At 65.2% G+C, this 23,855-nt stretch carries 16 protein-coding genes; 2 read left to right on the forward strand and 14 right to left on the reverse strand.

What is annotated here, in order from left to right; translation table 11 throughout:
- Positions 1 to 35: 35 nt before the first annotated feature.
- From typA to LO55_RS01515, 13 genes are all read right to left on the reverse strand, one after another.
- Complete coding sequence (gene typA / locus LO55_RS01455; protein WP_071360163.1) at positions 36 to 1,871, reverse strand: translational GTPase TypA; 1,836 nt, start codon at positions 1,869 to 1,871, stop codon at positions 36 to 38.
- A 240-nt stretch (positions 1,872 to 2,111) separates the two neighbouring features.
- Positions 2,112 to 3,035, reverse strand: a complete 924-nt coding sequence (truB, locus tag LO55_RS01460) for a tRNA pseudouridine(55) synthase TruB (protein WP_071360164.1) — start codon at positions 3,033 to 3,035, stop codon at positions 2,112 to 2,114.
- On the reverse strand, positions 3,032 to 3,460 hold the full coding sequence (gene rbfA, locus LO55_RS01465; RefSeq protein WP_071360165.1) for a 30S ribosome-binding factor RbfA: 429 nt from the start codon (positions 3,458 to 3,460) through the stop codon (positions 3,032 to 3,034). Before rbfA ends, truB begins: the two co-directional genes overlap by 4 nt.
- Before the next feature lie 130 nt (positions 3,461 to 3,590).
- Positions 3,591 to 6,425 carry a translation initiation factor IF-2 gene (gene infB, locus LO55_RS01470; protein ID WP_071360166.1) on the reverse strand — a complete coding sequence of 945 codons (2,835 nt, stop codon included), beginning with the start codon at positions 6,423 to 6,425 and terminating at the stop codon, positions 3,591 to 3,593.
- A 44-nt stretch (positions 6,426 to 6,469) separates the two neighbouring features.
- Positions 6,470 to 8,035, reverse strand: coding sequence for a transcription termination factor NusA (gene nusA, locus LO55_RS01475; RefSeq protein WP_005668556.1), 1,566 nt, complete (start codon positions 8,033 to 8,035; stop codon positions 6,470 to 6,472).
- Positions 8,032 to 8,520, reverse strand: coding sequence for a ribosome maturation factor RimP (gene rimP / locus LO55_RS01480; protein ID WP_005668553.1), 489 nt, complete (start codon positions 8,518 to 8,520; stop codon positions 8,032 to 8,034). Before rimP ends, nusA begins: the two co-directional genes overlap by 4 nt.
- Before the next feature lie 318 nt (positions 8,521 to 8,838).
- Positions 8,839 to 10,806 carry a 23S rRNA pseudouridine(2605) synthase RluB gene (gene rluB / locus LO55_RS01485; RefSeq protein WP_071360167.1) on the reverse strand — a complete coding sequence of 656 codons (1,968 nt, stop codon included), beginning with the start codon at positions 10,804 to 10,806 and terminating at the stop codon, positions 8,839 to 8,841.
- Entirely contained in the window at positions 10,793 to 11,527 is a 735-nt protein-coding gene (gene scpB, locus LO55_RS01490; RefSeq protein ID WP_071360168.1) for an SMC-Scp complex subunit ScpB, read from the reverse strand. The genes rluB and scpB overlap by 14 nt, the downstream gene beginning before the upstream one ends.
- A gap of 405 nt (positions 11,528 to 11,932) precedes the next feature.
- Positions 11,933 to 12,946 carry a glucokinase gene (locus LO55_RS01495; RefSeq protein WP_229410016.1) on the reverse strand — a complete coding sequence of 338 codons (1,014 nt, stop codon included), beginning with the start codon at positions 12,944 to 12,946 and terminating at the stop codon, positions 11,933 to 11,935.
- 192 nt (positions 12,947 to 13,138) lie between these two features.
- Positions 13,139 to 14,083, reverse strand: coding sequence for a VTT domain-containing protein (locus LO55_RS01500; protein WP_005668545.1), 945 nt, complete (start codon positions 14,081 to 14,083; stop codon positions 13,139 to 13,141).
- Between the two features lie 254 nt (positions 14,084 to 14,337).
- On the reverse strand, positions 14,338 to 16,047 hold the full coding sequence (locus tag LO55_RS01505; protein WP_143054433.1) for an ABC transporter ATP-binding protein: 1,710 nt from the start codon (positions 16,045 to 16,047) through the stop codon (positions 14,338 to 14,340).
- 8 nt (positions 16,048 to 16,055) lie between these two features.
- Entirely contained in the window at positions 16,056 to 17,078 is a 1,023-nt protein-coding gene (locus LO55_RS01510) for an ABC transporter permease (RefSeq protein ID WP_083415096.1), read from the reverse strand.
- A complete protein-coding gene (locus tag LO55_RS01515) occupies positions 17,075 to 18,013 on the reverse strand; it encodes an ABC transporter permease (protein WP_071360171.1) in 939 nt (312 codons plus the stop codon). Before LO55_RS01515 ends, LO55_RS01510 begins: the two co-directional genes overlap by 4 nt.
- Positions 18,014 to 18,583: 570 nt before the next feature.
- On the opposite strand from LO55_RS01515, the gene LO55_RS01520 reads away from it, so the two are divergent.
- Positions 18,584 to 21,457: a TonB-dependent receptor domain-containing protein gene (locus LO55_RS01520; RefSeq protein WP_071360172.1), complete on the forward strand. Its 2,874-nt coding sequence runs from the start codon at positions 18,584 to 18,586 to the stop codon at positions 21,455 to 21,457.
- A 139-nt stretch (positions 21,458 to 21,596) separates the two neighbouring features.
- Positions 21,597 to 22,565, forward strand: coding sequence for an IS1595 family transposase (locus LO55_RS01525; RefSeq protein ID WP_071360173.1), 969 nt, complete (start codon positions 21,597 to 21,599; stop codon positions 22,563 to 22,565).
- Between the two features lie 36 nt (positions 22,566 to 22,601).
- On the opposite strand, the gene aroG is transcribed toward LO55_RS01525, so the two are convergent.
- Entirely contained in the window at positions 22,602 to 23,660 is a 1,059-nt protein-coding gene (gene aroG / locus LO55_RS01530; RefSeq protein WP_071360174.1) for a 3-deoxy-7-phosphoheptulonate synthase AroG, read from the reverse strand.
- Between the last annotated feature and the right edge of the window lie 195 nt (positions 23,661 to 23,855).

The following is a 23,855-nucleotide window of genomic DNA, read 5'->3' on the forward strand; positions in this document are numbered from 1 at the left end:
CGTCCAGGGACGGCGAACCGCCCCGGCGTGATTGCTTACGCGCCTTCGCGGCTGGCCTTCTTGCGCTCGTGCTCTTTCAGGAAGCGCTTGCGCAGGCGGATCGATTTCGGGGTGATCTCGACCAGTTCGTCGTCCTCGATGAACTCGACGGCGTATTCCAGCGACATCTGGATCGGCGGCACCAGGCGCACCGCTTCGTCGGTGCCCGACGAACGCACGTTGGTCAGCTGCTTGCCCTTGATCGGGTTGACGACCAGGTCGTTGTCGCGCGAGTGGATGCCGATGATCATGCCTTCGTACACCGGGGTGTTGTGCTCGACGAACATGCGGCCGCGGTCTTGCAGTTTCCAGATCGCGTAGGCGACGGCGGCGCCGTCATCCTGCGAGATCAGCACGCCGTTGCGACGGCCGGCCAGGTCGCCCTTGCTGTTGTCGACCGCTGCGTATTCGTGGAACACGTGGCTCATCAGGCCGGTGCCGCGGGTCAGGGTCATGAATTCGCCCTGGAAGCCGATCAGGCCACGCGCCGGGATCAGGTATTCCAGACGCACGCGACCTTTGCCATCCGATTCCATGTTCTGCAGGTCGCCACGGCGGCGGCCCAGTTCTTCCATCACGCCGCCCTGGTTGGCTTCCTCGACGTCGACGGTCAGGTTTTCGTATGGCTCCTGGCGCACGCCGTCGACCATCTTGTAGACGACGCGTGGACGCGACACTGCCAGCTCGAAGCCTTCGCGACGCATGTTTTCCAGCAGGATGGTCAGGTGCAGCTCGCCGCGGCCCGACACTTCGAAGGTGGTGTCGTCGTCGGTCGGCGCCACGCGCAGCGCGACGTTGGCCTTCAGTTCGCGCTCGAGGCGCTCGCGCAGCTGGCGGCTGGTGACGAACTTGCCTTCGCGGCCGGCCAGCGGCGAGTTGTTGACCATGAAGTTCATGGTCAGGGTCGGCTCGTCGACGGTCAGCATCGGCAGCGCTTCTGGCGTATCCACGGCGCACACGGTCGAGCCGATGCCGATTTCTTCGATACCGTTGATCAGGCAGATGTCGCCGGCAACAGCCGAGTCGACCAGCACGCGCTCCAGGCCCTTGAAGTTCAGCACCTGGTTGATGCGGCCCTTGATCGGGGTCGAATCAGGACCGTTCAGGATGAGCACATCCTGGCCGGTCTTGACGGTGCCGCGATTGACGCGGCCGATGCCGATCTTGCCGACGTAGGACGAGTAGTCCAGCGAGGTGATCTGCATCTGCAGCGGGCCGTCCGGATTGTCGTCACGCACCGGCACGTATTTCAGGATGGCGTCGAACAGCGGCTTCATGTCGCCGCCGCGCACGCTTTCGTCCATGCCGGCGTAGCCGTTCAGGCCCGAGGCGTAGACGATCGGGAAGTCCAGCTGCTCGTCGGTCGCGCCCAGCTTGTCGAACAGTTCGAAGGTCTGGTTGATCGCCCAGTCGGCGCGCGCGCCTGGACGGTCGATCTTGTTGACGACGACGATCGGCTTCAGGCCCAGCGCCAGCGCCTTGCGGGTCACGAAGCGGGTCTGCGGCATCGGGCCTTCCTGCGCATCGACCAGCAGCAGCACCGAGTCGACCATCGACAGCACGCGTTCCACTTCGCCGCCGAAGTCGGCGTGGCCCGGGGTGTCGACGATGTTGATGTGCGTGCCTTCGTATTCGACGGCGCAGTTCTTCGACAGAATGGTAATGCCGCGCTCTTTCTCGAGATCATTCGAGTCCATGACGCGGGTGTCCACGGCCTGGTTTTCACGGAAGGTGCCGGACTGGCGCAGCAGCTGGTCGACGAGCGTGGTCTTGCCGTGGTCAACGTGGGCAATGATTGCGATATTACGAATCGCGCGTTTGGTGTTTGACATGATTTTTGAGAAGTAGCGTGGTGTACGAAATGTACTGGAACTGCGTGTACTGGAACTGCAAGTCCGATACTGCTGATTTCGGAAACCGACTAGTATAGCATGGTAAGCCGCCCAGTCTGAATCTCGCGGCCGAAAGGCACGAATTTTCAACGGAATTTCAACAGCTTGTCACGGTGGCAGCGTGGTGGAAGATTAGCCGCCATCCGTGACAGCCGCGTGACATGCCCGATGGAAAAGCGTTCAGGCTGCCGGCGCGGTCGAGATCAGGCGCTCCGGCGCCAGGATGGCGTACTCGCCCAGCTGGCCGGTGCCGAGCAGGCGGCCGTCGTGGTAGATGCGCACCCTGCCCTGTTCCGGCACGGCGACATCTTCCTTGCCCAGCGCCAGGCGCTGACCTTGCAGGAAACGTCTTGCCAGCTCGGCATCCAGCTCGATCGACGGGAAGGTCGACAACAGCGCATCGACCGGCCGCAGCAGCGAGCGCGGGTCCGGGTGCGCCAGCAGCTCATCCAGCGTGATCATGCCCGTGACGTCCAGCGCGCCGACCTCGATCCGGCGCAGCGCATTCAGGTGCGCCCCACAGCCGAGCGCGGCGCCAATGTCCTCGCCCAGCACGCGCACATACGTGCCCTTGCTGCAGGTGACACGGATCTTCAGGAACGGCGCCTGGTAGTCGATCAGCGACAGCGCGTGGATCGTCACCGGCCGCGCCTCACGCTCGAGCGTGATGCCCTCGCGCGCGTATTCATACAGCGCCTTGCCGTCGCGCTTGAGCGCCGAATACATCGGCGGCACCTGCTGGATCGGACCGCGGAAGCGCGCCAGCGCCGCCTCGATCTGCTCCACGGTGACGTCCACCGGCAGGGTCTCGATGGCCTCGCCCTCGGTGTCGCCGGTATTCGTCATGATGCCCAGGTGGACCGTGGCTTCATAGGTCTTGTCGGCCTCGAGCAGGTCTTGCGAGAACTTGGTCGCTTCGCCGAAGCACAGCGGCAGCAAGCCGGTGGCGAACGGGTCGAGCGTGCCGGTGTGGCCGGCCTTCTTCGCGTTCAGCACGCGCTTGGCGCGGATCAAGGCGTCGTTCGAGGACAGGCCGACCGGCTTGTCGAGCAGCAGCACGCCGTCGACCAGGTCGCGCGGCTTTCGTGCGGGACGTCCGTTCACTCTTTCTCCGCCGGGTCGGCTGCCTGCATGTCGGGATTCGACTCCGGATCGTCCTTGGCGCGGGTGGCGTTGGCCTGGTCGATCAGGGCCGACATCGCCATGCCGCGCACGGTCGAGGTGTCGTGCACGAAGTGCAGCGACGGCAAGGTGTGGATGTGCAGGCGCTTGCCCAGCATATTGCGCAGGTAGCCGGACGCCTTGGACAGGCCTTCGAGCGTCTGGCGCACTTCTTCCGCGCTGTCCTTCAGCAGGGTGAAATAGATCTTGGCGTGGGCGTAGTCGGGGGTCAGCTGGACTTCGCTGATGGTGACCATGCCGACGCGCGGGTCCTTCAGTTCGAAGGCGATGAGTTCCGACAGGTCCTTCTGGATCTGGTCGGCCACGCGCAGGCCGCGCTGTGGAATGCTTTTGCTGTGTTTAGCCATGATGTGCTGCTTGTTCTTTTGTGAGCTTCAATTACGCGCTCAGGCTGGAGGCCTGAAGGAAAAAAGGGCCAGGCCCTCCGCGGCATTGCCGCGAAGCGTCCTGGCCCCCATGGTACGCCAACGGCGTGGCTTACAGCGTACGCGCCACTTCGGTGACTTCGAACACTTCCAGGACGTCGCCGACCTGGATTTCGTTGTTGCCCTTCAGCGACAGACCGCACTCGAGACCGGCGCGCACTTCCTTCGCGTCGTCCTTGAAGCGTTTCAGCGAATCGATCTCGCCGGTCCAGATCACGATGTTGTTGCGCAGCAGGCGGACCGACGAGGTACGCTTGACCACGCCATCGGTGACCAGGCAGCCCGCGATCGCGCCGACCTTCGACACCAGGATGACCTGGCGAATCTCGACCTGGCCGGTGACGGTCTCGCGCTTCTCCGGCGCCAGCATGCCCGACAGTGCGGTCTTGATCTCGTCGATCGCATCGTAAATGATGCTGTAGTAACGGATGTCGACGCCGTTCGCCTCGGCCAGCTTGCGCGCCTGGGCGTCCGCACGGGCGTTGAAGCCGATGATGACTGCCTTCGAGGCGGTCGCCAGGTTGACGTCCGACTCGGTGATGCCGCCGACCGCCGCATGGACGATCTGCACGCGCACTTCCGAGGTCGACAGCTTCTGCAGCGAGCCCACCAGCGCTTCCTGCGAACCCTGCACGTCGGTCTTGACGATCAGCGGCAGGTTCTTCACCTCGCCTTCGGCCATCTGCTCGAACATGTTTTCCAGCTTCGCGGCTTGCTGCTTGGCCAGCTTCACGTCACGGAACTTGCCTTGACGGAACAAGGCGATTTCACGCGCCTTGCGCTCGTCGGCCATGACCATGACTTCTTCGCCGGCGCTCGGCACTTCGGTCAGGCCCTGGATCTCCACCGGAATCGACGGGCCGGCCGAGGCGATCGTCTTGCCGTTCTCGTCCAGCATGGCGCGGACGCGGCCGAACGAGGAACCCGCCAGCACGACGTCGCCGCGCTTCAGGGTGCCCGACTGCACCAGGATCGTCGCGACCGGGCCGCGGCCCTTGTCCAGACGGGCTTCGACCACCAGGCCACGGGCCAGCGACTCGGTCGGCGCCTTCAGCTCCAGCACTTCGGCCTGCAGCAGCACGTTCTCGAGCAGGTCGTCGATGCCGGTGCCGACTTTCGCCGACACTGGCACGAATGGCGACTCGCCACCGTACTCTTCAGGCACCACGCCTTCGGCGACCAGTTCCTGGGTCACGCGATCCGGGTTGGCGCCCTGCTTGTCGATCTTGTTGATCGCGACGACCAGCGGCACGCCGGCGGCTTTCGCGTGAGCGATCGCCTCTTTCGTCTGCGGCATCACGCCGTCGTCCGCCGCCACCACCAGGATGACGATGTCGGTCGCTTTCGCGCCGCGGGCACGCATCGCGGTGAACGCTTCGTGGCCCGGGGTGTCCAGGAAGGTGATCATGCCGCGCGGGGTGTCCACGTGGTATGCACCGATGTGCTGGGTAATGCCGCCGGCTTCGCCCGACGCGACCTTGGCGCGGCGGATGTAGTCCAGCAGCGAGGTCTTGCCGTGGTCGACGTGACCCATGACGGTGACCACCGGTGCGCGCGAAGTCGATTCGAACTCGGAGTGCTCGCCCTGGTCGGCCAGCAGTGCCTCGGGATCGTCCTCGGCGGCGGCGAAGGCCTTGTGGCCCATCTCTTCCACCAGGATCATCGCGGTTTCCTGATCCAGCACCTGGTTGATGGTGCACATCTGGCCCAGCTTCATCAGCTGCTTGATGACCTCGGATGCCTTGACCGACATCTTGTGCGCCAGTTCGGCCACGGTGATGGTTTCTGGAACGTGGACGTCCTTCACGATCGCCTCGGTCGGCGCTTGGAAGTTCGATTCACGGTCGTCGCCATGACCGCGACGGCCGCCACGGCCACCGCTGCGCCAGCCGTCACGGCCGCCGGCACCGGCGCCGGCGCCGCCGCGCGTCTTCACGCTCGGGCCGCCACGCTTCTTGGCGTCGTCCGACCAGGTCGACGACACATTGGCCGACTTGATCGACTTCTTGTCGCCCGGCTTCTTGGCGTCGTCCTTCTTGACTTCGCCCGGCTTTTTATCGGCAGGCTTGTGCAGCGTGCCGGCGGCAGCCGCAGGAGCGGCTGGCTTCGGCGCCGGTTCCGGCGCCTTGATCACGCGGCGTGGCTGGCTCATCATGAGCTTGATCTGCGCCACTTCGTCGGCCACGGCCTTGCGTGCGCGCTCGGTGGCGGCAGCGCGTTCGGCGGCTTCCTTGGCGGCGGTTTCCTTGGCAGCCTGGGCTTCCTCGGCGGCTTTCTTGGCCGCTTCGTCGGCGCCGGCGGCTTGCTTGCCCGCCGCGGCTTCCTTGGCGGCCTTGTCGGCGGCAGCCTTGTCGGCGGCGTCGCGCTTGGCCTGTTCTTCGGCTTCGCGCTTGGCCTGCTCTTCAGCCGCCTTGGCTTGCGCCTTTTCTTCGGCTTCCAGCTTGGCCAGGCGTTCCTGCTTCTCGCGCAGGTCGGCCTCTTGACGGGCGATCAGCTCGGCCTGGCGGCGCGATTCTTCCTCGCGGCGCGCCTGTTCGGCGGCGTCGATCACCGGCTCCTCGGGGGCCTTGGTCGTGACCAGGTCGTCGCGCTGCACGAAGGTGCGCTTCTTGCGGACTTCGACCTGGATGGTGCGCGATTTACCCGACGAATCAGCTTGCTTGATTTCGCTGGTTTCCTTGCGCGTCACCGTGATCTTCTTCTTCTCGCCGGTATCGGCGGCGCCGTGGGTACGGCGCAGATGGTTCAGCAGCTTGTCCTTATCATCTTTCGACAAGGGATCTGACGTCGAGCTTTTCTCGACGCCGGCCGAACGCAGCTGGGTCAGCAGCAGGTCTGCAGGCATCTTCAGCTCGGTGGCAAATTGGGCTACGTTGTTACTCGCCATTCAGTCCTCTTTTCTACGTGTCGCGACAGATGATAAAGAAATGCTCAAGCCTTGGCCGTTTCAGCCAGGCTCCAGGCTTTCGCCTGCAGTGCTTTCGCCCGGTCGTCGTACTTGCTGTCGACCAGTTTCATCTCGTCGTCGGTCACATCATTAAATTCACTCTTGATCAGGTCGCGGGCGCGGTCCGACGACAACGCCAGGATGGCGCCGAATTCGTCATAGGCCAGTGCCGCGAATGCTTCGACCGTCTTGATGCCAGCCAGGCCAAGCTTGCCGGCAACGGTGCGGTCCATGCCTTCCAGATTGACCAGAGCTTCTTCCATGCCTTCGAGACCTTCCTCGGAAGCGATCGCCTCAGTCACCAGCGCGTCACGGGCGCGGGTGCGCAGTTCGTTGACGGTGTCTTCGTCGAACGATTCAATTTCCAGCATCTCGGAAATTGGCACGTATGCGATTTCTTCCAGGCTCGAGAAGCCTTCTTCAACCAGGATATCGGCCACTTCCTGGTCGACGTCCAGTTTTTCCATGAACAGCGCGCGGATCGCGGCCGTTTCTTGCGCCACCTTGTTCGCCGATTCCTCGGCGGTCATGATGTTGATCTTCCAGCCGGTCAGCTCGGACGCCAGGCGCACGTTCTGGCCCGAACGGCCGATCGCGATGGCCAGGTTTTCTTCGTCCACGACCACGTCCATGGCGTGCTTTTCTTCATCGACCATGATCGACGAAACATTCGCCGGGGCCAGGGCGCCGATCACGAACTGGGCCGGATCGTCCGACCACAGCACGATGTCCACGCGCTCGCCGCCCAGCTCGCCGGTCACGGCCTGCACGCGCGAACCGCGCATGCCGACGCAGGTGCCGATCGGATCGATGCGCTTGTCGGCCGTGAACACGGCGATCTTGGCGCGCACGCCGGCGTCACGGGCCGCCGATTTGATCTGCAGCAGGCCCTGTTCGATCTCTGGCACTTCCAGTTCGAACAGCTTCATGATGAACTCTGGCGCGGTGCGCGACAGGATCACCTGCGGGCCACGCATATTGCGGTCCACACGCAGGATGAAAGCGCGCACGCGGTCGCCGATGCGCAGGTTTTCTTTCGGGATCATCTGGTCGCGCGGCAGGCGCGCCTCGATCTTGCCCGACTCGACGATCGCATCGCCGCGTTCCATGCGCTTGATGGTGCCGGTCACCAGCGAATCGCCGCGCTCCAGGAAGTCTTGCAGGATCTGCTCGCGCTCGGCATCGCGCACGCGCTGCAGCACGACTTGCTTGGTGTCCTGGGCAAAACGACGGCCGAACTCGACCGACTCGATCGGCTCTTCGATGTATTCGTCGACTTCGATATCAGGAATTTGTTCCTTGGCTTCGAAGTGCAGGATTTCCTGGTCAGGCAGCTGCAGGCCCGCTTCATCAGGCACCACGTGCCAGCGGCGGAAAGTCTCGAACTCGCCGGTGTCGCGATCGATTGACACGCGAATGTCGACTTCGCCTTCATAGCGCTTCTTCGTGGCCTGTGCCAGCGCGAACTCGAGCGCACCGAAAACGACTTCCTTGTCGACGTTCTTTTCGCGCGCAAGCGCATCCACCAGCAATAAAATTTCGCGACTCATGCTTTGCGACTCCTAAAATCCACCTGTGGCACCAAACGTGCCTTGTCCAATTCGGCCAGCGTAAATTCCATCAACGCCGGGCCATCTTTACTGTCAAATTCCAAACCGACCTTGTCGTTCTCGACGCCGCGCAGGATACCGGTATAGGTTTTCCGGTTCGCGCTGCCCGGCACCGCGACGCGCAGCTTGACCGTGCACTCATGGCCGGCGAAGCGGGCGAAATCGGCGAGGGTTCGTACCGGGCGATCGAGGCCCGGCGACGAAATTTCCAATCGTTCGTAATCGACGTTTTCCACGGTCAGCACGTGCGACAGCTGGTGGCTCACCTTGGCGCAGTCCTCGACCGTGATCGGGCCCTTTTCGTCCGCGTCGGCAGCCGGGAAATCGATGTATACACGCAGGATCCCGCGCTCGCCCCGCTCCACATCGACGAGGTCATAGCCGAGTCCACTGACTGTCGTGGCGATTAAGTCAAACTGCTGCACGGCACTTCTCCAGGGCTTTAAAACGATTTACCAAAAAAAAAATGGGCATCTGCCCATCTTTTTGTACTTACAACCCAACCAGATGAAAGCACTTGCACCAATTTCACGCGCATCACGACTCGCGGATACAACGTTCGGGAAGGACTTCGATTAGGCTGCAAATTATACTGCTTTTCCGCTTCTCTCGCAATCGCCTTACCATAAATGAGATTTTAAACAACAGTTGGCAGTGTGCTATGGGCTGCCAAACATTTTACGCCGATCTGGCGACGCATGCGCGGCCTGCGCACGCTTGCGCAGGCCGGTCATGAACGGTGCTCAGCCGCGGCGTCCACGGCGCGGCAAGCCGTGTTCCGAGCCACGCGGCCCCTGGCCGCCGCGACGGCCGCCGCCGGTGCCGGCGAAGCCGAAGGTGGTCTGCAGCGGATCCGGCTGGCGCGGACGGCCGCTGCCGGCGCCACCCTTGCCGCCACCCGCGTTGGCGCCACGGCCCTTGCCGCCGCCCTGGCCGCCGAAACCGCCCTGGCGACCGCCGACTGGCTTGCCACTCGGCACTGGGCCGTTCAGGATGCCCTGCCCACGGGTGGCGCCGACCCGCGCCACCGGCGGGCCGAAGGGATCGACGTTGCGATTGGCGTCGGCACGGTCGATGCGATTGCCGTCGCTGCGATCGTTGTTGCGCTCGGCGCCACGGTTGCCGTCGGCGCGCATGCCTTCCGGACGCGGGCCCTTGCCCTTGTGGCCGCCCTTGACATGCTTCTCGGGAGCAGCGCCCTTCTTCTCGACGCCGAAGGCCGCCATCAGGGCGCGCACGTCGTTTTCTTCCAGTTCTTCCCAGCGACCGCGCTTGAGGCCGGTCGGCAGGGTCATGGCGCCGTAGCGGGTGCGGATCAGGCGCGAGACGGTCAGGCCGACCGCCTCGAACATGCGGCGCACCTCGCGGTTGCGGCCTTCGCCGATCACCACGCGGTACCAGCGGTTGATGCCTTCGCCGCCGCCGTTCTGGATCTTCGAGAACGCGGCCTTGCCGTCGTCGAGCTCGACGCCGGACAGCAGCTTCTGGCGCATGCCTTCCTCGAGCTCGCCCAGGGTGCGCACCGCGTATTCGCGGTCGATGTTGTAGCGCGGGTGCATCAAGCGGTTGGCCAGGTCGCCCGAGGTCGTAAACAGCAGCAGGCCCTCGGTATTGAAGTCGAGGCGGCCCACGGCCAGCCATTTGCCGGCCTTCATGGTCGGCAGGCGGTCGAACACCGATGGACGGCCTTCCGGATCGTCATGGCTGACGATCTCTCCGGCCGGCTTGTGGTAGACCAGCACGCGCGGCGGCTTGCTGCTCACGCGGCGCTGGATCAGCTTGCCGTTGATGCGGACCGCGTCGGTCGGCAGGATGCGCTGGCCGATATGGGCCGGCTCGCCGTTGACCGAGACGCGGCCGGCGACGATCAGCTCTTCCATGTCGCGGCGCGAACCCAGGCCGGCCTCGGCCAGCACCTTGTGCAGCTTCGGCGCATCGTCGTCGGCGGTCAGGTCGCGCCGCGCCGGCTTGGACGAAGCGTTGCCGCGCGCGCCGTCGTTGGCGTCGAAGTCGCTCGACGTGACGAAGGAGAACACATTGTCGGCCTCGTTGCCCGGCTGCTGCTTGCCGCCCTTGCCCTGCGGCTGCTGCTTGCCGCCACGGCCGATCTGCTTGGCCGGACGTCCGCCTTCGGTGGGACGAGCGCTCTGCTGGCCCGGACGGCCGCTTTGCTGGCCGCGCTTGCCCTGCTTGTGCTGGCCGCGGCCGCGTGCTTCTTGCTTACCCTCTTGCTTACCGTCCTGCCCGCCTTCCGGCGCGGCATCGAAGCCAGCCTCGGGCGCCGCAGCGGCCTGCTCGGCGACAACCGGCGCGGCGGCCTGCTGCAGCGCTTCGCGTTCGGCGCGCTTTTCGCGCATCTGGCGCGGGCCGCGCGGCTTGCGCGCTTCCTGGGCCGGGGCGACCTCAGCAGCGGCCGGCGCTTCAGCCACTGCCGGCGCGGCGGCGGACTCTTCTTTCGCGGCCTTGGTGGCGCGCGGCTTGCGGGCCTTCGGCGCCGGCGCTTCGGCGGCTGGCGCAGGTTCGGCGGCGACCGGCTCGGCGGCGACGGCCGCCTTGCGGGTGCGCTTCGGCTTGGCCGGCGCGTCGGCCGCTACGGCCTCGCCCGGCGCAGTGTCGGCCACGGCAGCCGCCTTGCGCGTACGCTTCGGCTTGGCTGCAGCTGGCTCGCCTGCATCCACAGGCTTGGTCTCGTTTTGTTCAGTTGGGTTCATCGTTCGTGTCTTTATTGTGCTGACCCGCCTCGGCAATCCCGTCATCAAGCGTGTCGCGGATCGGAACTTCAACGGGTGAAGTAGCTAAATCGTCGGCGGCCGCGCTGGCGTCCGCCCTGTCAAAATTGTCGTTCAATGCCGCCTCGAGGGCTTCCAGGCTGCGGCTGTCGGGGCCTTCGGCCAGCGGCTGCAGCGGCGGCAGCTGCGAGAGCGACGCCAGGCCCAGGTCGTCCAGGAACTGGCGCGTGGTGCCCAGCAGCGCCGGCCGCCCCACCACTTCGCGGTGGCCGACGACGTCGATCCAGCCGCGGTCTTCCAGCATCTTGATGGTCTGCGAATTGACCGCGACGCCGCGGATCTCTTCGATGTCGCCGCGCGTGACCGGCTGGCGGTAGGCGATGATCGCCAGCGTTTCCAGGGTCGCCCGCGAATACTTGGGCGGCTTTTCGGGCGACAGGCGGTCGAGATAGGGCTTCATCTCGGGACGGCTCTGGAACCGCCAGCCCGACGCCAGGCTGACGATCTCGATGCCGCGTCCATCCCAATCCTGGCGCAGTTCTTCCAGCAAGATTTTGATCGTATCGGCGCCGACGCCGGCGCCAACCTGCCGTCCTTGCGCGTCGACCTCGGCGAAGAGTTTCTTCATGCCATGGATCGACATCGGCTCGCGGGCGCATAGCAAGGCGGTTTCGAGGACTCTCTTGGCCTCGTCAGTATTCATATCGCGATGTCGTCAATCAAACAATTCGGCCAATCGGGGTCGGGACAGGATCAATGCGCGTGGCGCGCATGCCTGCACGCCATGCGCCTGTCGCCCTGCGATCTGCTGCCTGAAACCGGAATCCGTGGGCCCGGCGCGCTGAGCGCCGGAGCTGTTACATGGCGGGCAAGGAACCCGCCAGGGGCAACCCGCCTGCGCGACGGGCCGCTGGTGTTGATCTCATTGCGAAACGTGGAACTCGGCGGAACTCTATCTCTTAGGCACGCCCGCGATCGGGGCGCTGCCGGGGAGCGGCCTGTGCGGCACGCGAGTGGACGACGTCGTTTCTTCCAACTGGCGGCCATTGTAACCGATAAAACCCCGCAGCGGACAAGGGGGCGGCGCTGCGATGTGCGCCTATTTGCGTCAGTCGGACAGTTTTTCCGACAAAATCGCCGATACGCCAAGGAATGCGGGGTACTCGGCCGTGATCACATAGGTCGGCACGTCGGCCAGGTAGCCGGCGAAGCGTCCCTTCTGCTCGAAGCGGCGGCGGAACGAGGAACGGTCGAAGCGCTCCCCGAGGCGCGGCACGATGCCGCCGCCGATATACACGCCGCCCTGGGCGCCGAGGGTGACGGCCAGGTTGCCGGCCACGGTGCCGAGCATGCCGCAGAACGCTTCCAGCACCTCGTCGCACAGCGCGCATTCGCCGCTGAGTGCGCGGCGCGAGATGTCGGCCGCGCCGAGGCGCTCGCCGGGGCGGCCGGCGCGGTCGGCCAGCGCACGGTAGATGAGCTCGACGCCGGCGCCGGACAGGAAGCGCTCGAACGAGACATGCTCGAACTCGCGCCAGGCATATTGCAGGATCGCGATTTCCTGCTCGTTGACGGGAGCGAAGCTGACGTGGCCGCCTTCGCTGCGCAGCGCGGTCCAGCTGTCGCCGCACGGCACCAGGCCGGAAACGCCGAGGCCGGTGCCGGCGCCCAGCAAGCCCAGCGCCGCGTCCGGCTGTGGCGCGCCACCGCCCACCTGGCGCTTTTGCTCGCCCAGGTGCGGCAGCGAACGCGCCAGGGCCGAGAAATCATTGACCACCAGCAGGATCTCGAAACCACATTCCTGCCGCAAGGCTTCAGTGGAAAATTCCCAGTGGTGATTGGTCATGCGCACATAGTCGCCGTTCACCGGGTTGGCGATGGCGATCGCGGCGTGGCGGATCGGCGCGGCGCTGATCGCCTTGACCGCCGCGCTGCCCAGGTAGGCGCGCATGGCATCGCCCAGGGTGGCATGGTCGGCGCAAGGCAGCACCTCGACCGCCTCGAGCCGGCCCGGCCCCAGCTCCAGCACGAAGCGGCAATTGGTGCCGCCGATATCGGCAAGCAGGCGGGCGCCGCCGCGATGGGGGCGGTCGGTCGATGGGCTGAACGGGGAGGCAGTCATGGTGGTACGCATGTAAAAGACGCCCAAGCTTACTAAATTTTTTGCCCTGACGACAAGTGTTTTCTGTAGTTTAGGTACATACTCCGCAACAAGGCGGATTATAAAGACCCGCCGCCCACTCGCGCCGACGTAGTAGAACTACTTTTTTGATGAGACTGAGCGCATCGCGCCGCCTGCCGGGCGGCGCGCCGGTCAGCAGGTTGCCGGATCGAGCTCGGGATCGTTGCCGCGCTGGGCGTTCCAGGCGTCGAGCCCGCCCTTGAGCGGACGGGCACGGTGGAAGCCGTTGGCCATGAACTGGCGCGCCACTTCGGCGGCGGTGACGTCGTCCGGGCAGCTGCAATAGACGACGATGTGGCGGTCGCGGTCGAGCGAAGCCATCAGGTGTTCGGGCTGGCAGGCCTTGAAGATCACGGCGCCGGGAATCGCGGCTTCCATCTGCTGCGCGCTCAGGCTGCGCGCATCGATGATCACCGGATCGTGGCCGGCCTCGATCAGGGCCAGCACCTCGTCGATCCCGATGCGCTCGATCGCGCTGCGCGAACGGTGGCGGCGCCGCTCGGCATACTTGAAGGCGATGAACAGGGCCAGCAGGCCGGCCACGATCGTCAGCGCCGTGCTGCCCATGGTCGAGAGCGTATCGAGGACGCCGTCGACGCTGTTGTGGAACCAGACGCCGAGCAGGATGCCGGTGCCGCTCCAGAGCGCCGCGCCGGTGACCGCATACAGCAGGAACAGGCGCGGGTTGACGCCCATGGCGCCCGACAGCGGCGCCGCGATGGTGTTAAAGCCAGGAACGAACTTGGACACCAGCAGCGACTTGACGCCGAACTTGCGGAAGCGGTCTTCGGTCTGGTTGACGCAGGAATCGGGGGACAGCGAAATCTTGCACAGCAGCCGCAGGATGCGCTTGCCGTAGAAGCGGCCGGCGCGGAACCAGAAGGCGTCGCAGATCAGGCAGGCCAGGATGGCGGCCACCCATACCAGGTGCCAGCTCACGTCGGCGGTGACCGAGAGCGCGCCGGCCACGATCAGGACCGGGTAGGCGGGTATGGGCAGGCCGAACTGTTCGACGAGGACGATGCCGAACACGATCAGCACGCCATAGACTTGGAGGAGTTCGGCTAGCTGGGGCATTTCTGTATATTAGCGCAATTGGGCTGGAGGCACAGGAACGCCCCCTATTCCTTTTGGCGTAAGCGCAACGCCGGTGACGGATGAGCCGTTTTTATTAAGAGCCTATCCCGGCAGGTGGGAGGAAGTTCATGCCGATGCATGGCGGGCGTGAGCAAGGCGCGAGGAGGCCGCATGGCGGGCCATGCAACGACGAGCAACGCAGCGCACGCTTGCCAAGCGCGGCAGGAACGACTCTCACTTGCCGGGATAGGTTCTTAAACGCCACGCGGAATCGCCGCCAGCAGCGAGCGCGTGTACGGATGCTGCGGGTCGCGGTACAGCGCGTCAGCATCCGCCATCTCGACCACGCTGCCATGGTGCATCACCATCACCTGGTCCGAGATGTACTTGACCACCGACAGGTCGTGCGAGATGAAGATATAGCTCATGCCGTATTCGTCCTGCAGGTCTTGCAGCAGGTTCAGCACCTGGGCTTGCACCGAGACATCGAGCGCCGACACCGATTCGTCGCACACCAGGATCTCGGGCCGCATGGTCAGGCAGCGCGCGATCGCGATGCGCTGGCGCTGGCCGCCCGAGAACTCGTGCGGATAGCGGCCATAGGCGGCGTCCGGCAAGCCCACCCGCCCCAGCAAGCCGCGCGCCAGTTGCGCACGCTCCATCTCATTGGCGCCGATGCCGTGGATGCGCATCGGTTCCAGCAAGATCTGACCAACCGTGAAACGCGGATTGAGCGAGGCATAGGGATTCTGGAAGATGATCTGGATCCGCCGTTTATACGCCTGGAATTCGCGGTCTGACATGGCCAGCAGGTCGCGCCCCTCGAACAGCGCCGAGCCGCCGCTCGCGCGGTGCAGGCGCAGCAGGGTCAACCCAACCGTGGTTTTTCCCGACCCCGACTCGCCCACCACGCCCAGGGTCTTGCCGCGGCCCAGGGTGAACGAGACGTCCTTGACCGCCTTGAACTCGCGCTTGCCGAACAGGCCTTCGCGCAGCCAGAAACTTTTCGCCAGGTTGTTGACCACCAGCACCGGCTGGTCGTCCGGCGCCGTGCCGCGCACGCGCTGCGCCGGCGCCCGGTCGGACGCCCAATCGGGCGCTTGATCGGGCAGGATGCGGCCGCTCAGATAGTCGTCGATCACCGGCAGGCGCAGCGGCCGCGCATCGAGCGGCGGCCGGCAATGCAGCAGGGCCCGGGTATACGCGTCGACCGGGGCGCCGAACACCTGGCCGGCCGCGCCCTCCTCGCGCACCTCGCCGTGGCGCATCACGATCACGCGGTCGGCGATCTCGCCCACCAGCCCCAGGTCGTGGGTGATGAACAGCACCGCCATGCGGCGCTCGCGCTGCAGGCGCGCGATCAGCTCCATGATCTGCTTCTGGATCGTCACGTCCAGCGCGGTGGTCGGCTCGTCGGCGATCAGGAGGCGCGGCTCGCAGGCGATCGCCATCGCGATCATCACCCGCTGCTGCTGGCCGCCCGACATCTGGCTCGGGTAGGCGTCGATCTTGCGCCCGGGTTCGGGAATGCCGACCTCGTGCAGCAGCGCCAGGGTGCGCGCCCGCGCCGCGCGCCTGCTCATTCCCAGGTGCAGGCGCAGGACCTCGCCGATCTGGTAGCCGACCGTGAATACCGGGTTGAGCGAGGACATCGGCTCCTGGAAGATCATCGCGATGTCCTTGCCGCACAGCGCGCGCCGCTCGCGCGCAGGCAGGCCGAGCAGCTCGCGGCCGGCGAAGCGGATGCTGGAAGCGGGATCGATGACGGTGGTCTGCTCCGGCAGCAGGCCCATCACGGCCAGCGAGCTGACCGACTTGCCGCTGCCGGACTCGCCCACCAGCGCCACCGTGCTGTTGTCGGGGACGTCGAACGAGATGCCCTTCAAGGCTTCGAAGGTGTGCCGCTTGTCGGTGCGAAAGGCGATGCGCAGGTCGCGCACTTGCAACAATGGTTCCTGGGTCATATCGGCCGTCATTTGATCTTGGGATCGAGCGCATCGCGCAGCGCATCCGCGAACAGCGAGAAGCTCGTCACCAGCAGCGCCATCGCGCCCGCCGCCGCCGCCAACTGCCACCACTTGCCGAGGATCAGTTCATTCTGCGCCTCGTTGAGCATGCTGCCCCAGGACACGGTGCCGACCGGCACGCCGAAGCCCAGGAACGACAGGATCACCTCGGCCTTGATGAAGCCCACCACCAGGATCGACATCTGCACCAGCGCCACGTGCGAGACATTGGGCAGGATGTGGCCGAACATGCGGGACCAGCTCGACGCGCCGATGGCATCCGCCGCCATCACGTATTCGCGCGCGCCGTGCTTGATGTATTCGGCGCGCATCAGGCGGTAGGGGCCGGTCCAGCCGGTCAGGCCGAGGATCAGCACGATGGTGGCCACGCCTTTTTGCTGGAGCACGGCGGCCACGGTCAGGATCATGAGGATCGCCGGAATCGCCGTGAAGATGCTGTAGAACCAGTTGAACAGGTCGTCGACCCAGCCGCCATAAAAGCCCGAGACGGCGCCGAACAGGGTGCCGAGCGCCACCGCCAGCAGGGCAGCCACCAGGCCCACCACGATCGAGGTCTCGCCGCCCTTGATGGTCTTCTTGACGATGTCGTGCCCCCACTTGTCGGCGCCGAACGGCAGGGTCGTGCGCTTTTCGACCGGCGGATGGGTCTGCGCCACCTGCGCCTCGAGCTCGGCCAGATCGATCGCCAGCGGGTCGAAGGCGTTCGGCGGCGTGGCGCGCGGCAACTGGGCGCGGGCCAGGGCGCGCGCCGTGGCGTCGGCGCCGACGAAGCTGGGCGGCGCGTAGTTGACCGCCACCTCTTGCTCCCAGTCGCTGGCCAGCATGCCCGTGGCGGACAACAGCACCAGCAGCAGGAAAGCGGCGACGACGGCCAGCGCCACCATCCCGACGCGGTCGGCGCGCAGGCGCCGCCAGGCGAGCGCCCACAGTCCGGGAGAGCGCATGTGCACGGTGGTCGTCATCGTCATTTGAGCTGCACGCGCGGATCGACCGCCTGGTACAGCAGGTCGGCCAGCAGGTTGAACACCATGGTCGCGGCGGCCACATAGACCGTGATCGCCTTGATCACCGGGAAATCGCTGCGCTCGACCGCCAGGATCACTTCGCGGCCGATGCCGGGAATGCCGAAGAAGCGCTCGAGCAGGAAGGCGCCGATCAGCAGCGCCGGCAGGTTGGCCATGACGTGGGTGATGATCGGGATCGCGGCATTGCGCAGCACGTGGACCCAGACGATGCGGCCCTCCTTCAGGCCCTTGGCGCGCGCGGTGCGCACATAGTCCTGCCCTGCTTCGTCGAGCACGAAGCTGCGGTACAGGCGCAGGGTCGGCGCGATCGAAACCGCCAGGCCGATGATGATCGGCAGCAGCGCATACCTGAGCAAATTCTCTCCCAGACTATTGCCCCAGCCCTGGACCGGAAACAGGCCCATCTGGTAGGCGAACATGTACTGGAACACGATGATGTAGACCAGGATCGAGATCGACATCCCGACCGTGCAGGCGACCATCACGGCGCGGTCGGTCAGCGAGCCGCGCACGAAGGCGATCGCCAGCGCCAGCGCGATGCCCAGCACGGTCTCGAGCACGGTCAGCGGAATCAGGACCGTGAGCGACGGCCCCAGGCGGCTCGCGATGATGTGCGACACCGGCTCGCCCGTGCTCCAGGCGTTGCCGAAGTCGAAGGTCAGGATCTGCTTGACGAAGATCCATAGCTGCACAGCATAGGGCTGGTCGGTGCCGAGCTGGCGCCGGATGTTCTCGATCGCGCCGGCGTCGGCCATCTTGCCGGCCAGCAGGTAGGCCGGGTCGCCGCCGACCCAGTTGAACAAGAAAAACACCAGCAGCACCACGCCGCCCATCGTCGGCAGCATCTGCCACAGCCGGCGCAGGACATAAGCAAACATCGCACTCCCGAATTTGCGGATTGGGCGAACGGGCCGCCCTCAGGTTTGCCACCAAGCCAAATTCACGGTGGCAAAAAACGACACGATAGCGCATATCCGCACGCACCGACAGCCGCGCAATCTTATGCCCCGATAGTCACAGGTTATTACAATGTAATGACACTGGTATCAGGAATTCATATAAGAAGCTTGCCGACGACCCGATATATGCACATCGCCGGATTCGCAATATCATGTCCCAAAAATATAGTTTGAACGAATCAAATTCTATATCTAACTATATTTTTCGCATGATATATCGCATTTCGAGTTTTGTGACTTTTGCATGACTAGCATCAAAATTGCAGATTGTAAAGACAAGTCATCAGATAGTTGTATTTTGCTGCATACAGACGTTACCAATTGACACTATCTATTCGTCAATGTTTTTATTGTTAAGTAGTAAAAACATGCCGGGCCCATTCGCCACGGCGATTCACTTGACTTTACTGGCGACGCGACCCGCCGCCAGGTCTTAGGGGAAGACTGACTATGATGGTTGAAACTGTGTTATCTCGATCGATACGCCTGATGTGCGCCGGCGGCCTTGTCGTCGCCGTGACCGGCGCCCACGCGCAGGAAGCGCCGCCTGCCGTCGAATCGGCCCAGCGCGTGGAAGTGACCGGTTCGCGCATCGCGACCGCCAACCTGGAAAGCGTCAGCCCGGTTACCGTGGTCGGCGCCAAGGACATCGCGCTGGAGGGCGTGAAATCGGTCGAGAGCCTGCTGAACAACCTGCCCCAGGTGTTCGCCGACCAGGGCGGCTCGATCTCGAACGGCTCGTCCGGCACGGCCACCGTCAACCTGCGTAACTTCGGCGCCGACCGCACCCTGGTGCTGGTCAACGGCCGCCGCCTGCCGGCCGGCAGCCCGCGCAATACCGCGGCCGACCTGAACCAGATTCCCGCCGCGCTGATCAAGCGCGTCGAGGTGCTGACCGGCGGCGCCGGCGCCATCTACGGTTCGGACGCCGTGGCCGGTGTCGTCAACTTCATCATGAACGACACCTTCCAGGGTGTGCAGATCGACGCCAACTACCAGTTCTACAACCACGACCAGAACGGCGGCCTGGCGGCCCAGGCGGCCCAGCGCCGCAACTACCCGCTGCCGGACGACGTCGGCGCCGACGCCAAGATCAAGGACATCAGCCTGCTGCTGGGCGGCAACTTCGCCGACGGCAAGGGCAATGCCACGCTGTACTTCGGCTACAAGAAGGAAGATCCGGTGCTGCAGTCGCAGCGCGACTTCTCGTCCTGCTCGCTGGACGGCTTCAGCTCGGGCAACCAGTTCAACTGCGGCGGCTCCGGCACCAGCTACCCGGGCCGCTTCATCACCGCCAACGGCGACCGCACCGTGGCTGACGCCAACGGCAACGTGCGCCCCTACGTGGCCGCCACCGACCAGTACAACTTCGGCCCGCTGAACTACTACCGCCGTCCGACCGAACGCTACACCTTCAGCGCCTTCAGCCACTACGACATCAACGAGAAGGCGCGCCTGTACACCGAAGCCAGCTTCCACGACGACAGCACGGTGGCGCAGATCGCCCCATCCGGCCTGTTCGGCCTGGATGCCTCGGGCGCCAACGCGATCCGCTGGGAAAACCCGCTGCTCACCGATGCATGGCGCAGCGCGCTCGGCATGACCGGCCCGGGCGACACCGCCGATGTCCTGATCTTCCGCCGCAACGTCGAAGGCGGCGGCCGCCAGGACGACCAGCGCCACACGTCGTACCGCGGCGTGATCGGCATCAAGGGCGACATCGGCAACTGGCGCTATGACGCCTTCGCCCAGGTCGGCAAGGTGCTGTACTCGGAAACCTACTACAACGACTTCTCGGTCGCCCGCAGCGCACGCGCGCTGGACGTCATCGCCGACGCCAACGGCAACCCGGTGTGCCGCAGCTTCGCCAACGGCACCGACTCGAACTGCGTCCCATACAACATCTGGCGCCTTGGCGGCGTGAGCCAGGACGCGCTGAGCTACCTGCAGACGCCGGGCTTCCAGCGCGGCAGCACCTCGCAGACCGTGCAGGGCATCAACCTGTCGTCCGACCTGGGCGAATACGGCCTGACCATCCCGGGCAGCAATGAAGGCATCGGCGTCGCCTTCGGCTGGGAGCACCGCACCGAAAAACTGGACCTGAACGCCGACGCGGCCTTCTCGACCGGCGACCTGGCCGGCCAGGGCGGCCCGACCCAGAGCGTGGCCGGCCAGTTCAGCGTGCGCGACTACTTCGCCGAGACCCGCATCCCGATCCTGCAGAACGTGCCGCTCGCCGACCAGCTGACCGTGACCGCCAGCTACCGCAAGTCTGACTATTCGACCGGCCACAAGACCAATTCCTACGGTGCCGGCATCGAGTGGGCGCCGGTGGAAGAAGCGAAGTTCCGCTTCAGCTACCAGCGCGCGGCGCGCGCGGCCAACGTCGTCGAGCTGTTCAGCCCGTTCGGCCTGAGCCTGTTCGGCATGTCGAACGACCCTTGCGCCGGCGCCAACCCGAGCGCCACCCTGGCGCAGTGCCAGCTGACCGGCGTCACCGCGGCCCAGTACGGCAACATCCAGGACAGCCCTGCCCTGCAGTACAACCAGATCAGCGGCGGCAACCCGAACCTGGAGCCGGAAACCTCCGACTCGTACACCCTGGGCCTGGTGCTGACCCCGTCCCGCAACAGCTCGATCACCATCGACGCCTTCGACATGAAGGTCGAGGGCACGATCGGCGGCTTGCCGGCCTCGACCACGCTGACCCAGTGCCTGAACACCGGCGATCCGACCTTCTGCTCGCTGATCACGCGTGACCGCCTGGGCACCCTGTGGGCGCTGCCGGCCGCACAGGTCGTCGCGACCAACCAGAACCTGGGCCAGATGTCGACCAAGGGCGTCGACCTGGGCGCCAACTACCGCATGAAGATGGGCGCATGGGGCGGCCTCGACCTGTCGCTGATGGGCACCTACCTGAAGGAATTCATCCAGGAAGACTTCCCGGGTTCGGGCGAGTACGACTGCGCCGGCTTCCACGGCACCTCGTGCGGCACCCCGATGCCGAAATGGCGCCACAAGCTGCGCGCGGTGTGGGCAACCCCATGGCGCGGCCTGGAACTGGGCGCGACCTGGCGCTACGTCCGTGGCACCAAGCTCGACCAGTCCAGCAGCAATCCGATCCTGGCGGGCGACTTCGAGCCAGCCGACGAACGCATGGGCGCACGCAGCTACCTGGACCTGGTGGGCAACTACCGCATCAACGACAACTTCACCTTCCGCGCCGGCATGAACAATGCGCTGGACAAGGATCCACCGGTGTCGGGCGTCGTCGCGGCCGTGTTCGGCAACGGCAATACCTATCCGCAGGTGTATGACACCCTGGGCCGTCACATCTTCCTGAACGTGACCGCCAAGTTCTAAGCCGCCGACAGGCGAAAAAAACGGCGCACTCCGGTGCGCCGTTTTTCATTGGCGCTGTACCCGTTAGATATGGATGAGCATTGAACTGCTGAGCTGACTCGCGGTCCAATCCCGGTCGCCATCGATCGGGGAACACGCCATGCAAGCGCCGAAGTTTGAGAAGCTGTTTGCCCAGCTGGCGCTGCTGAACCAGCCGCAACGCCAACAGGTACTGGCGGCACTGCATCCTGCAGCCGGGCTCGACAGGGTGGTCGCCCTCATCGGCGACATCCGCTCGCGCGCGCGGCGCTGTCCTCGTTGCGCCTGCGAGCGTTGCCACCGGCATGGCCAGGCCAACGACCTGCAACGCTTTCGCTGTCGTGCATGCGGCCGCACCTTCAACGACCTGACCGGCACGCCGCTGGCGCGGCTCAGGCACAAGGGCAAGTGGCTCGATTATCTGGATACGATGCTCGATTCGCGCACGGTCCGCGCTGCGGCCAAGCGTGTCGGCGTGCATCCCAACACGGCCTTCCGCTGGCGTCACCGCTTCCTCGACCGGGTCAAGGACGACCGGCCGGAGCGCCTGGCCGGCATCGTCGAGGCCGATGAAATGTTCCTGCTCGAATCGCAGAAAGGTTCGCGCAAGCTCGACCGCCAGCCGCGCAAGCGCGGCGGCAGGGCCGCCCTGCGCGGCATTTCGCATCATCTCGACTGCATCCTGGTGGCGCGCGACCGCAGCGGCCAGACCATCGACGCCGTCACCGGACGCGGCGCCCTGAAGGCGGCCCAGCTGGTGAAACACCTGCTGCCGACACTCGATCGGCAAGCGCTGCTGGTCACCGACGCCAACGCCGCCTACTCCGCCTTCGCCCTTGCCCATGGCATCGCGCACCAGGCGGTCAATCTCAGCGCCGGCGAACGGGTCCGCAACGGCATCGAGGGCGCCATCCATGTGCAGAACGTGAACGCCTACCACCAGCGCTTCAAGGGATGGCTGGCGCGCTTCCATGGGGTGGCGTCGCGCCGCTTGCCCAACTACCTGGGCTGGCGGTGGGCGCTCGATGGCGGGCGAGTCACTTCTGTCGAGCAATTGCTACGTATTGCATTCGGGGTCATCAACAGATAACGATGACAGCGCCTTTTCATTGGTGGCCGGAGCGGATCAGTCCTGGCGCAACCTGCGCTGGCGCACCGCTTGCGCCAATCCTTCCAGCACTCCCACGCTGGTATCCCAGTCGATGCAGCCATCGGTCACCGACTGGCCATAGGTCAGCTCCTTGCCCGGCACCAGGTCCTGGCGTCCGGCCACCAGGTGCGACTCGATCATCACGCCGACGATGCGGTCGTCGCCGCCCGCGATCTGGGCCGCGATGTCGGCGCACACCGGCACCTGGTTCTCCGGCTTCTTGGAACTGTTCGCATGCGAGGCGTCGATCATCAGGCGGCTGGCCAGGCCGAGCGCGGCGATCTGGCGGCACGCCTCCTCGACGCTGGCGGCATCGTAGTTCGGCGTCTTGCCGCCGCGCAGGATGATGTGGCAATCCTCGTTGCCCGAGGTCGACACGATGGCCGAGTGGCCGCCCTTGGTCACCGACAGGAAATGGTGTGGCTGCGACGCGGCCTTGATCGCCTCGGTCGCGATCTTGATATTGCCGTCGGTGCCGTTCTTGAAGCCGACCGGGCACGACAGCCCTGACGCCAGCTCGCGGTGCACCTGCGACTCGGTGGTGCGGGCGCCGATCGCGCCCCAGCTGACCAGGTCGGCGATGTACTGCGGGCTGATCACGTCGAGGAACTCGGTGCCGGCCGGCAGGCCCATCTCGTTGATGTCGCGCAGCAGCTCGCGCGCCATGCGCAGGCCGTCGTTGATGCGGAAGCTGTTGTCCATGTACGGGTCGTTGATCAGGCCCTTCCAGCCGACCGTGGTGCGCGGCTTCTCGAAATAGACGCGCATCACGACTTCCAGCTCGCCGGCGAAGCGGTGGCGCTGCTCGACCAGCCTGCGCGCATACTCGAGCGCCGCCTTCGGGTCGTGGATCGAGCACGGTCCGATCACCACCATCAGGCGGTCGTCCTGGCCGTGCAGGATGCGGTGCAGGTCGACGCGCGCGCTGCTTGCTGTCTGCTCGGCCTGCGGGGTCACCGGGAACTCGCGGATCAGGTGCGAGGGCGGCGTCAGTTCCTTCATTTCACGGATGCGTAAATCGTCGGTGCGGGGCATGCTGGGACTCCCTTTCGTGCTGTTCTTTGCTGTATTGGTTCAGGACTGGAAATAAAAAAACCGCCATCGCTGGCGGTTTGTCTGGATGTTGCCGGGACGTTTTACTGCGCGTACCCGCCGCTACTCCACCGCCAGGGGCTGGAATGGCTAAAGTAAAAAAAGCGGGTAAAGAAAGCGTGGCGCATGGTGTCGTCC

This window comes from Massilia timonae (genome assembly GCF_001866515.1).
Classification (GTDB): domain Bacteria; phylum Pseudomonadota; class Gammaproteobacteria; order Burkholderiales; family Burkholderiaceae_D; genus Telluria; species Telluria timonae.